General features: G+C 51.8%; 11 protein-coding genes. 5 read left to right on the top strand and 6 right to left on the bottom strand.

Annotated features, from left to right (window positions below; genetic code table 11):
- Nucleotides 1-14 precede the first annotated feature (14 nt).
- The 5 genes from KGA88_RS23105 to KGA88_RS23125 all read right to left on the bottom strand — a co-directional run bounded on the left by KGA88_RS23105 (nucleotide 15) and on the right by KGA88_RS23125 (nucleotide 4,691).
- Nucleotides 15-1,418: a restriction endonuclease gene (locus KGA88_RS23105; protein WP_223594513.1), complete on the bottom strand. Its 1,404-nt coding sequence runs from the start codon at nucleotides 1,416-1,418 to the stop codon at nucleotides 15-17.
- 282 nt (nucleotides 1,419-1,700) lie between these two features.
- Nucleotides 1,701-2,066 (bottom strand): helix-turn-helix domain-containing protein, encoded by a 366-nt coding sequence (locus KGA88_RS23110; protein ID WP_223594515.1) that lies wholly within the window; start codon nucleotides 2,064-2,066, stop codon nucleotides 1,701-1,703.
- Between the two features lie 412 nt (nucleotides 2,067-2,478).
- Complete coding sequence (locus tag KGA88_RS23115; protein WP_223594517.1) at nucleotides 2,479-3,849, bottom strand: ATP-dependent nuclease; 1,371 nt, start codon at nucleotides 3,847-3,849, stop codon at nucleotides 2,479-2,481.
- Nucleotides 3,850-3,962: 113 nt separating this feature from the next.
- On the bottom strand, nucleotides 3,963-4,172 hold the full coding sequence (locus KGA88_RS23120) for a hypothetical protein (RefSeq protein ID WP_223594520.1): 210 nt from the start codon (nucleotides 4,170-4,172) through the stop codon (nucleotides 3,963-3,965).
- A 309-nt stretch (nucleotides 4,173-4,481) separates the two neighbouring features.
- Complete coding sequence (locus KGA88_RS23125; protein WP_223594522.1) at nucleotides 4,482-4,691, bottom strand: hypothetical protein; 210 nt, start codon at nucleotides 4,689-4,691, stop codon at nucleotides 4,482-4,484.
- Nucleotides 4,692-5,008: 317 nt separating this feature from the next.
- On the opposite strand from KGA88_RS23125, the gene KGA88_RS23130 reads away from it, so the two are divergent.
- The 3 genes from KGA88_RS23130 to lpxO all read left to right on the top strand — a co-directional run bounded on the left by KGA88_RS23130 (nucleotide 5,009) and on the right by lpxO (nucleotide 8,751).
- Nucleotides 5,009-5,920, top strand: coding sequence for an endonuclease/exonuclease/phosphatase family protein (locus KGA88_RS23130; RefSeq protein WP_223594524.1), 912 nt, complete (start codon nucleotides 5,009-5,011; stop codon nucleotides 5,918-5,920).
- Nucleotides 5,920-7,029 (top strand): hypothetical protein, encoded by a 1,110-nt coding sequence (locus KGA88_RS31460; RefSeq protein WP_263296225.1) that lies wholly within the window; start codon nucleotides 5,920-5,922, stop codon nucleotides 7,027-7,029. The genes KGA88_RS23130 and KGA88_RS31460 overlap by 1 nt, the downstream gene beginning before the upstream one ends.
- An 822-nt stretch (nucleotides 7,030-7,851) precedes the next feature.
- Complete coding sequence (gene lpxO / locus KGA88_RS23140) at nucleotides 7,852-8,751, top strand: lipid A hydroxylase LpxO (RefSeq protein ID WP_110661828.1); 900 nt, start codon at nucleotides 7,852-7,854, stop codon at nucleotides 8,749-8,751.
- Between the two features lie 125 nt (nucleotides 8,752-8,876).
- Here lpxO and KGA88_RS23145 read toward each other — a convergent pair whose 3' ends face one another.
- Nucleotides 8,877-9,737 (bottom strand): Ku protein, encoded by an 861-nt coding sequence (locus KGA88_RS23145; protein WP_223594537.1) that lies wholly within the window; start codon nucleotides 9,735-9,737, stop codon nucleotides 8,877-8,879.
- Between the two features lie 192 nt (nucleotides 9,738-9,929).
- Between KGA88_RS23145 and KGA88_RS23150 the strand changes: the two genes are divergently transcribed.
- Together KGA88_RS23150 and KGA88_RS23155 are read left to right on the top strand one after the other, a co-directional pair.
- Nucleotides 9,930-10,277 (top strand): hypothetical protein, encoded by a 348-nt coding sequence (locus KGA88_RS23150; protein WP_223594539.1) that lies wholly within the window; start codon nucleotides 9,930-9,932, stop codon nucleotides 10,275-10,277.
- A gap of 67 nt (nucleotides 10,278-10,344) precedes the next feature.
- Nucleotides 10,345-11,480: PQQ-dependent sugar dehydrogenase (locus KGA88_RS23155; RefSeq protein WP_110661825.1), on the top strand; the 1,136-nt coding region annotated here is incomplete at its 3' end.

The raw sequence follows: 11,480 nt of genomic DNA on the forward strand, positions 1-11,480 counted from the left end.
TTCAGGGTATTTAGTTATGGGGATTCGCTTGTAGATGGAGCTTCGGTTTCAGGAAGCCTCCATCTGAGCACGCAACCTTTGGTATCCTGCGAAGCGGTTTGGTAGTGTCCCCAGTAGTAGAAGTCGTCATTCGTACTATGGCAAAGTGCGTGGCAGCTACCATTGATTTTTAGATCTAAAACTGGAGTTTGCTCTTTTGTTTTTGAGTTGAATTTAAATATTGTTGTGTCATTTCCGCAAACAAAAATATCATTTCCAAGCCTGGTGATCCCGTGAGGATTGATAATTGAGCTGGTTTGGTAATCACGGATGACTTCTCGAGTGTCTTCCGAAAACATCAGGGTGCCGCCGTTTCCAAAAATAACTAATTCGCCATCGGGTGCGTAGCATCCAGCACTGAAGTCATAAGGTTTTATATCGATGTGGCTGTTTGTTTGGAATCCCAGTTCAACGCCCAGGGTGGAAATTATTGCTTTGGCTATTCTGTCGTTTTCAGATGTATATGAAAATAGGCGCACAGTATTATCAGGATGAAGCATTAGGTTGGCGCCGTGTAGCAGACCACCGCCAACAAAGGTCAATTTTTCATCTGATAGCTTTGCTATTCCTGCATAACGACGGATGTATATGTTTCCTTCGTTGTCAAGTAGTGTGCTTCCTTGGCAAAGTGGGAAATTTAATAAAGTGTGAAGGCTTTTTTTGTTGAGGTCTACAAGATGGATTCCATCCATGGTAGTTATTACTAATTCATTTTCCTTCTGAGTCGCTAAGCCATACTGTCCGAATGGAATGTTTGAAAGAACCGTCTGTACGCCGAAGTTGCTAGGTGTTGCCTCCGTTACTAATTCTAGCTCTGGTGGCGTTGTAAATTTGATTTCATTACTTGCCGAGGATTGGTTTCGGTATAGATCTTTAACAGCAGAGTACGCGATACCTTCGTGCGATGCTTTTTTGAGCAGTTTGGTTATCATTTCTTCGGGTGGTACGAATCCGCTTAGCATCGCCTCTAAATGGCTTGCGTCGAGGCATATGACATTAACTCTGCCAGCTTTAGGTAATCCTTTTAAGGTCTCTGCTGAGTAACCACTCATTGAAATGAAAATTCCAATTGTTCCTTCGAAGCGTTGCTCGAGGCGATATTTAAGTTTTGCAATATGGTTGGAGTCAGCTTTTTTTCCTTCCCACTTAGCCTCTATTATGTAATGTTTTGAGTTTATAGTTGTGATTATATCGATTTCGCCCTTTCCGTCTCCATGAAGATTGTTTGGTTCGGCTTCTAATCCCCAGCAAGTGAACATCTCTGCGATAAGTCCATTGAACGCTTGACCCCTAGTTTGTGGGGTGTAGCCATCACGCTTCTTCATTTTTCCGTATTCTGTAATCAGGCTTTGCAGCTTTTCTGGGTTTTGTAGTTGCATATTGGTTACTTCCTTTCGTGTAGAGCCGGTTTTGGAAGTTATCCCATGTTTGTCTGATCGGATCTAGACGTAGATTGAAAATCTCAAAGGGGGAGTGCCCGGCTCCATTTTTTGAAAAAAATGGTTAGGGTAAATTTAGAGCAGGCGTAGACCGGTAGACGCCGCTTTAGATCGGCGAGGTTGCTGCATAGCCCAATTTTTTTAGGCCCTAAGCGGCCCACAGCGTATGCGGAAGGGGTCGAATCCCTATCGTTCAAACTGTATAGATCGGCGCAAAGGCAGCTAATCGATTAAATGGAAATCGTCGCGCGTCCTAGGATCCAGGGTGCCACCTCGGCAGTTTTGTCCGCGCATGGGCTCCATGCCTGGAAGAAAAACCAAGCCTTCCGCTTCTAAGGCGAATGACAAGGCTTGCATCGTGACCTTTCGCAATGGTCGCCGATTATCTTCAAGGTCTCGAATCGCTCGAACTGAAACGCCTGAACGGAATGCGAGTGCTTCAACTGACCAATTCAGTATGGCGCGGGCCTTGGCGCAGTGTTCTGTCGAAAAAGAGACCGGCAGGTCATTTATTGAGAATCCTCCCCATTCAATTCCCAGCGCCTTCAACGCTCTGATCTGCTCAAGGTCGATGATTTTTCCGGACATCACACGAATCCTTTTATACTGTTTATTCATACAGTAAAGCACAGGGGTGCGGACGAGGAAAGTGCGTCCTGCTAAGGCTGGACAAATCGCGGGTACGGAAGGACAGCAGACCGGGGGGGCGTCTAAAAATGTGGCGCTTTAATTCGCCGCTAGGGCTTGGGATGCTCTAAAAAGGGCTGATGATCGTCGAGGTGCGAGTGTCTGTTTGGGTTCGTGCGGAATCTGCGAAAAACAGAAACAGACACCTTAACAGACACCAAGTTGAAGCGGGGAAGGCTGGAAGCCTTGAAAATAGTGGAGCGGGTGGGGAATCGAACCCTCGTTATCAGCTTGGGAAACTAATAACGAGTAACTATTCAACTGGGGGGAGGGCGTAGATTAAGGGCTCATGACTTAGGGGGTGTTAAATGAGCTAAGAAGTCATATGGTTGTTCAATTCGTCAAAAAGAAGTGCTGTGCTGTTTGTATATTCAGGTTTGATTTTTCTTTTTGAATCAAGTAGTCCTAGGACTTCTTCAGTTGCTTCCCGTGCAGGTTTTGTGCGAATGTCTTTTGCGGGGATGCACGCAAAAAAATACTCAGGGAACTCTTTTTGTAAGGAATCACGGTCTTCTTGCTTGTCGTCATCTAGAACCCCTGCAACTTTTTTATAGCCGAGGTCCTTTAGGATATGGCAGAGGTGTTTTATATTGCCAGCCCCCCCTGCGCCCCACCCAAAGAAGCTACCAGTGATTCTCTTTTCAAGTTGATGTGCAATTTCAGGTAGTAGAAGGACGTCCTCTTGACCTTCGGTAAGAATGATTTGATCGTCTTGAAAGAATAATTCTTTCGAGTCGAGGCCAAATACATGCGGGTTAAAGATGTTTCCCCCGGATAGCTTGGCGATTGATGTTCTTGATATATTGGTGATCTGGTGAATTTTTGTGCCGTCATCCCCTGTTGTTACTCTTGCCAGGTGACCGCCACAAGCTAGCGCCTTTAGATCAATAAAGTATGGTGAGTGTGTAGAGATAATGATTTGTCTGTCTTTTGAATATTTAAAAAGAAGAGATGCCATCCTTTTCTGAAGGCTCGGATGTAGTGATAATTCGGGCTCATCAATTACAATAACATTGCCAGGCTTTGAGTCATATAGAGCATCCGCTATAGCGAATACGCTAACAATCCCTTCTCCCATTCCATCACTAGAGTGCGAGTTTTCTCCGTTATAAAACTTTAAAAAGTACGAGCCCTGGTCTGTTTGGTCGATGGACCATGTGGGGCTGAACCCAAGCACTTCAGTGAGGATTTTGTTAAATTCTTCCGGTTGTTTTAGTATGTTGAAAAGTCTATTTGAGAATCCAGTTAAAGTTGATGAGCGTTGGGGGCCGAGTATTGTGTTTTGAGCTAGTTGCTCTCGTGTCCACTCGCCACCTTTTCCGAAATAAGGTTCAAATGCGCGTCTGGACGGCAGGATGAAAATGTGAAGTCCTTGGTCTGGGTTTTCTTTTGTTGTTTCGCTAGCGCCTTTGGTTATCGATTTAATTGTCTCTGTTTTTGCGTTGATCGTGAATTTTATCTCAACTGAATCGGTTGCAATGTTACGGGTGCCAGTGGTGAAGCTAGGTGGTTGATAACCGGATCGTGCCTTTAGGCATTCTAATATTGAAGATTTTCCAGAATTGTTTGGTCCGGTGATTATTGTAAGTCCGCTACCAAATTCTCCATTAGGAACTGCAAAATCAAGAGAACCTATGTTCTTAAAACCTCTATAGCCGTGAATTTCGATTCTTTCTAATGGCATTCGGAAGATCCTTGTATTGGGTTCGCCTACCTGACCTTTTTGCGTATAAGCATGGGCTTACGTCGATCTTAGTTGGGAGGCGCCGAGGTAGCACTCGACACAGCCGATGGCAGTCACTCGGGCGTCATTAGCATTGGGAGAGTCATTTTGATGAATTCTTCGTTTCGGTCGATTGCAACCAAGGCACCACGAACGTTGTTGGCAACGTCTCCCGACCCGCGCTGCTCGACCCACAGAGTAAGCTCAATGATGTCGGCTTCCAGGGCGAGCTGGTTTTCGTTGATTTTATACAGCAGGGAAGGGAGCAGGTCAGCGTGTGGCATCAAAAATCCTCCGTGAAGCATTCAGCGTAGCAGTCGAATGTTGGCAGGGGGACTTGCTGCCGCCTTTTCCCAAGCAAGGGGCGACTTCCCCCGGACGACACACCAAGAACCGGTAGTGCCCGTGACAGGCCTGCCTCACAGCTTGCTTAAAAGTTGCTACAAAGAGCAGCAATAAAACGAGATGGGATAGACGGGTTGGGGTTGCGGTGGTTGGCTACATCCAATCCATCATTGGGCCAGCTTCACTCGGCTCGCAACAGGTCTCGCTCAGCAGGTACGGCTTCGGGGCCCAGAGCTGGTAACGGGAAATCACTCAGGTGTCATGAGTACCGCGAGTGTCATCTTGATGAACTCCTCATTGCGGTCGATCGTGTCCAGGGCGCCGCGGACGTTGTCGGCGACTTCGGCCGATCCGCGCATCTCCACCCAGTTCGAAAGCTCCAGGATGGCAGCCTCAAGGGCGAGCTGGTTCTCATTGAGCTTGAATAGCAGGGAAGGGAGCAGGTCAGAGTTTGGCATCGCGAATTTTCCGTGGAGAGCTCTGCCTAGCAGTCTAAAATCGATGCTGTGACGGTCTGCGCAGATGGTGTTTCAATGGTCTCCCAAGGTTCACAATCAACCCAGTATAGATAGTCCGTCCCACCATCAACGATACTGGTAACGGTTGCGAGATATGCATCTGCGGTGACCCAGCGTCAACCCTTGCCATATAGCCAATTGACATCGGTCGTAGAAAGCATTGCAATCTCCTTCATGCCTGGATAGAACCAGTGATTCGCATTGACCTTGATGGCCGTAGATCGACGGCTTGAAGGGATTAGCAGTAGGGAAGGGTCATGGATCTAAAAATCGCATGGTGGAATTGCCATTTATCTGCACCTGCATCCAAAGCGAAGCCCGGCACGGTGACGGCGGAATTCGTTACAGTAATTCTCAGCATGTTGGACTCCGGCGTCGATCTTCTCTGCCTTTGCGAAGTAAATGAAGACAATTGCCTTGAACTGCAACGCCAGATCCTCGCCGCCGCACTAACCGATCAAAAATATGCGTCCTATACCGTTCGTTCTCTTTACTCAAAAGACGGCAACAGAATAGACGACTATGGCATTGTATACAGGCACGAGAAACTCGCTGCAGCGAGCGAGGTGGTGGATCTCAATGCCAAGTCAGATGTGACTGCTAAGCACCTCAAGGTTGGTCGGAAGCTAGGCTTCAAATTGGATGGCGCTGTCGATCTTTGGGTAATTCTGTGTCACTGGCAGAGCTTGCGCACGTACTCTGAAGACTCACATATTAGGACGGAGATCGCTACAGAGCTCAGGGGGTATGTCAAGGATATATATGATGATGATCCAGATGCACTAATTGTCATTTGCGGCGACTTCAACGACGAGCCTTTCAGTAGATCAATTCAGATGGCACTCAAGGCGAGCAGGGACATCAGTTACGTGAAGTCGCGTAGCGACGCTCTATTCAATCCTTTCTGGCGATTGGTTGGAATGACTGATCTCGTAACAGGAACCCACTTGCCAGCAGGAACGTGCGCTAGCACTGACGGTCAACACATGACGAACTGGAGGACGTTTGATCAAATCATTCTGTCGTCGGGGTTTCTGAAGGATGGCTGGAGTTTTGTAGGAAGCGGCGTCGAAATCATGAGCGCTTTGAACATTTCAGGCAGTACCTTGAAATGGGCTGATCTCTCTGACCACTATCCCATCACCTGTAATTTGAAGAGGGTTGTTTAATGGATTTTCTCAATTTTGTTCAAAAGGGCGTTGAAAAATCCAACAAGTCCCTAGCGGCCATCGCTGAAGTCGATGAGATCTTCGATAAGGTTAATGCCGATTTGAAGAGGTATACAGCGGGTGAGCTCAAACTAGATCGCAGGATATCTACAATTGCGCACATCACGTCATTCACCGATGGCGTTGCAGGTGTCGAGTCTGATTATCTCAAGCACGATAGGGTTTTTCTGTCGCTTAAGACGAGTTATGGAACATTCGCTGAGGAGGTAGCGGGTTGGAAGCAACGCGCTACAGGATATCCCTGCATACTTAAGTTTGATGGCCAGGAGCTAAGTTGTGGCAGCGCTACGCATCTCCTTAGTGGGATGTCCGAGCTCCTAGCTTCAGTTGGATTTGGTAATACCGTAAATAGGTTGACCAAGTGGGCGTCAGAATCTGCTGAGCAGAAGAAACTAAACATGCAGAAGGATGGTGAATCTACCCGTTTAACCTTAGTGAACAAGCCAGCAAAGAGGCCTGCAGCTAAAGCCGCTGCAACGCCCGTTGCTAGAGCCGCTGCAAAACCTGCTGCTAGAGCCGCTGCAAAGCCTGCTGCAGCTAAAGCCGCTGCAAAACCTGTCGCAGCTAAAGCCGCTGCAAAACCTGCTGCAGCTAAAGCCGCTGCAAAACCTGTCGCAGCTAAAGCCGCTGCAAAGCCTGCTGCAGCTAAAGCCGCTGCAAAACCTGCTGCTAGAGCCGCTGCAAAACATGCTGCAGCTAAAACCGCTGCAAAACCTGTCGCAGCTAAAGCCGCTGCAAAACCTGCTGCAGCTAAAGCCGCTGCAAAACCTGCTGCAGCTAAAACCGCTGCAAAACCTGCTGCAGCTAAAGCCGCTGCAAAACCTGCTGCAGCTAAAGCCGCTGCAAAACCTGCTGCAGCTAAAACCGCTGCAAAACCTGCTGCAGCTAAAACCGCTGCAAAACCTGCTGTTGCTAAAGCTCCTGCAAAACCTGCTGTTCCCAAAACCCCTGCAAAACCTGCCATTGCCAACGCTACCGCCGCAGTACCTTTTACTGGCAAAGCTAGCCAAGAATCTCAGCAAAATGAAGCCGGCGACCTGTCCAGGTAGGAATAGCCTTGAACGTCGCCGTTGTGGGAACTCTTGGCCTAGATACGTTGATGTGGCTCGCTCGATCTAAAAGGAAATTCCGAGCGGGTTACGTCTATGGGGAGGGGTTGGAACCTGGGTGGCCGATTTCTGTGAATTCCGCCGATCGATTCAATACTTAGTTCGGCCTTGTTCTGGGGGGAGGAACACCGGGTCCAAGGAGGGACTCTGATACCAATTCTGATACCAATCGGCGTATTTTCACGGATGTTGGTGCGATCCTATGCGATTCAATGTCTTGATTTTTCTACACTTGGAGCTACACAGTCGCGCCGTTAAGATCGCATCGTGATGTTAGCTGTAGAAATCAAAGGTTTTTCCTGCGAAGCATTCAGAGTAGCTAGGGTTGCGGCAGTACCGGTTCAGTACCCGTTTCCACTGATCGGACCCCGGGACGTTCATCCCGATCGGCAGTGGAAGATCCATCTGGCATTAAGTGGACAGCAGCATGTGGCGCGCTTGGCCCGAGTCAACGTGCGCTGAAAGGGGATTTTTCCCGCTCTCAACCTGGGGGCGCGTAAAGTTTGGCGGCGATTGTACTGGTCTGGCTCTTCAAGCGATAGAGCGTTGAGGCCAGAGCAAGGTTCCGACGGATTTTGTGGACACATTGTCACAGTTACAGGTTAACTATTGGTTACAAACCGTGGCTAAAATGTCGTCCGTCAGCCGGACACCGACCATCGGAAAGGCTCGAAGGCACTAGGGGGCCGCTGTTTCGTAATCAGTCGCTGCACAAGACCCGGGAGGGCGCAGTGTGTTTACTTCTGACGTGTGACGATTTCCGTGAAACTGATCATTGCCGTTATCTACCTTGTCTCTATCGCGTATGTCCATCTGCGTGGCCAAGTGCGCCATAAGTTGGGTCGCCAGTTGAGTGATCACTCGACGTTTCTGGCGCCGATCAACTGCTTTCTTTATCTGTTTTCGAAAATCCCCAACAAAGCCTATCTCGACCCGGCCGACTTCCCCGACCTGAGCCCACTGCGGGCGCATTGGCAAGAAATTCGTGCCGAAGGCCAGAATTTGCTTCGGGCCGGCGAGATCAAGCGCTCGAACCAATTCGATGATGTCGGTTTCAACTCGTTTTTCAAGACCGGTTGGAAGCGCTTCTATCTCAAGTGGTACGGCGATAGCCATCCGTCGGCCATGAAGCTTTGCCCGCGCACCACCGAACTGGTGCAGGGCATTGGCTCGATCAAGGCGGCAATGTTCGCCGAACTGCCTCCTGGCTCCAGGCTGGTGCGTCACCGCGACCCTTACGCCGGTTCGTACCGTTATCACCTGGGCCTGGAAACACCCAACGACGCCGGTTGCTACATCAATGTCGATGGCCAGGACTATCATTGGCGCGATGGCGAAGCGGTGATGTTCGATGAGACCTACATTCATTACGCAGAAAACACCACGCCACACAATCGCATCATCCTGTTCTGCGACGTCGAGCGGCCGATGAAGTATCGGTGGGCGGCGGCCTTCAATCGCTGGTTCAGTCGCAATGTCATGTCGGCGGCGGGTGCACCGAACGAGGCGGGCGACAGGACCGGCGGGCTCAACCGACTGTTCGGCAAGGTCTACAAGGTTCGCCTGCGCGGCAAGGAACTGAAAAAGCGCAACCGCAAGCTTTACTACCTGCAAAAGTGGTCGGTCTTTGCCGGGTTGTTGGCGGTGTTCATTCTGATCTGATTTTTGCGTGTGGGCGTAATCTGCCTTCGCGAGCAAGTCGGATCGCCGCACCGCCGCTCCCACATTGAAATGCATTCCACTGTGGGAGCGGGCTTGCTCGCGAAGAGGCCGGAACATCCAGCCAATCACTTGCTGGCTTTCTTCCTCGTTGCCGGTTTGCTGCTCGCCTTTGGCTTGGCCGCTGCTTTACCAGCACCTTTGTTGCCAAGGCTGCGCTTGAGCAACTCGGTCAGGTCAATGACGTCCGCCGTTTTGCGCTCATCCTCGCCAGTGGCGGTTTCGACGTCTTCGATCTTGCCTTCATGGGCCTTCTTGTCGACCAACGCCATGATCTTGTCTTCAAAACCATCCCGATAGTCTTGCGGCGCCCACTCGGCGCTCATGTCGTCCACCAGGCGTTTGGCCATGTCCAGTTCGCCCTTGGCCAGTTCCGGGCTGGTCACCTCGCTGCCCAGCGCCAACTCATCGAGACTGCGCACCTCGGCCGGCCAGCGCAGCATCACCAGGACCAGCGCCGACTCCAGCGGCATCAGCGCGGCCAGGTGTTGGCGGGTATGCAAGACCACCTGGGCGAGAGCGACCTTGCCGGTTCGGCTCAGGGTTTCGCGCAGCAGTGCATAGACCTTGCCGCCGCGTTTGTCGGGTGCCAGGTAGTAAGGCGTGTCGATGTTCTGCAGGGGAATCTGCTGGGCATCGACAAAGGAAAAAATGTCGATGGTCTGGGTCGATAGCGGGTGAGCGGAACGTATCTCCTCTTCGCTGAGCACCACATACCGACCCTTTTCGTATTGCACGCCCTTGACGATGTGCTCCTTGGTGACTTCCTTGCCCGTGACCTTGTTGACACGCTTGTAGCCCACCGGATCCATGCTGCGGCTGTCCAGCCAGTCGAAATCGACGCCTTGGGAGGACGTTGCCGAGACCAGCGCCACGGGGATGTGCACCAGTCCGAAGCTGATTGCGCCTTTCCAGATTGCCCGTGCCATGGTCGTCTACTCGCGAGTGATGTTCAGGTGACCTGCGGCCTTGGGCAAAAGTTTCCGTGGTCTGCGTGGCTGTTCCTTTGCCCGGTTCAACGTCGTGTTACATCTTGCCGGGGAGGTTTTTGTTAACAAATACGAACCCCGGGCGTAGCGTGGTATCGAAGTCCTTATCCACGTGACGTAGAGAGGCACCCCATGAACCGATACGTGTTTGGCGCCATTGCGCTGGCCTTGAGTGCCGGACTTGGCCCACTGGTGCAGGCCGACACCTCTGCTTCGTGGCAATTGGCCCAGAACCTGCCGGGCAGCACCAACAACAATCCTTACAGCAGCCCGATCAACCGGGCCAACCCCAATAGCATGCAAGGCACTCGACCCAGCGCCCCGGCAATTCGCGGGCCGAACACCGTGACGGTCCCGCGCCCGCCGACCCTGGACAACGGCGGCATCGGCAATCGCTATCCCGACCGGACAGCACCCGCCAGCGCACCGAAATTCATCCCCAATCCTGCCCCAAGAGATACGGGCACCGGCAACCGTTAATTAGCGGGCATCACGTCGGTCCGCTATTTTTCACCAGACCTCATGTTCATCGGAAAAGGAATCCTGCATGTTGCGTAAAACCTTATTGGCAACCCTCTGCGCCAGTGCATTGGTCACCACTGTCCCTGTGCTTGCCGCGTCCACCCAGACGATGAAAAGCGAAGAAGGCACCCTTGAAGTCACCCCTGTCGTGACGGGACTGGAACATCCTTGGGCGCTGGCATTTTTGCCGGATAGTAAAGACATGCTGGTGACCGAACGGCCCGGCAATCTGCGCCTTGTCACTGCCGACGGCAAACTGTCGGCACCGCTCAATGGCGTGCCGACGGTCTGGGCCAAGGGGCAGGGCGGTTTGCTGGACGTGGCATTGTCACCGGACTTCAGGCAGGACCGGATGGTCTATCTGTCCTATGCCGAAGGGGGTGGTGAGGGTAACAAGGCCGGTACTGCCGTGGGTCGCGGCCGGCTCTCCGACGATATGACGGCGCTCAAGGATTTCCAGGTGATCCTGCGTCAGCAACCAAAACTCTCGGTCGGCAACCATTTCGGCTCGCGGCTGGTGTTCGACCGTGACGGCTACCTGTTCGTGACCCTGGGGGAAAACAACGATCGCCCGACCGCCCAGGACCTCGACAAGCTGCAAGGCAAAGTGGTGCGAATCTACCCGGACGGCACGGTGCCCAAGGACAACCCCTTTGTCGGCCAGGCCAACGTCCGTCCGGAGATCTGGTCCTACGGGCAGCGTAACCCGCAAGGCGCGGCGCTCAATCCGTGGAACGGTACACTGTGGGAAAACGAACACGGTCCCCAGGGCGGCGATGAAATCAACATCATCGAGCGCGGCAAGAATTACGGCTGGCCACTGGCGACCCATGGCGTCAACTACTCCGGCCAACCGATTCCCGAAGCCAAGGGCGATACCGCCGAAGGCACCGTTGCTCCGAATCATGTCTGGGAAAAGTCCCCGGGCCTGAGTGGCATGGCATTCTACGATGCCGATCGTTTCAAGGCCTGGCAGCACAACGTGTTCATCGGTGCGTTGGTCAGCGAGGAACTGATCCGCCTGGAGTTCGATGGCGACAAGGTGATACACGAGGAGCGCTTGCTCGGCGATTTTAAAAAGCGCATTCGCGACGTGCGCCAAGGGCCCGATGGTTATCTGTATGTGTTGACCGATGAGGAGACGGGCGGGTTGTACAGGGT

This window comes from Pseudomonas sp. A-R-19 (assembly GCF_019956575.1).
Classification (GTDB): domain Bacteria; phylum Pseudomonadota; class Gammaproteobacteria; order Pseudomonadales; family Pseudomonadaceae; genus Aquipseudomonas.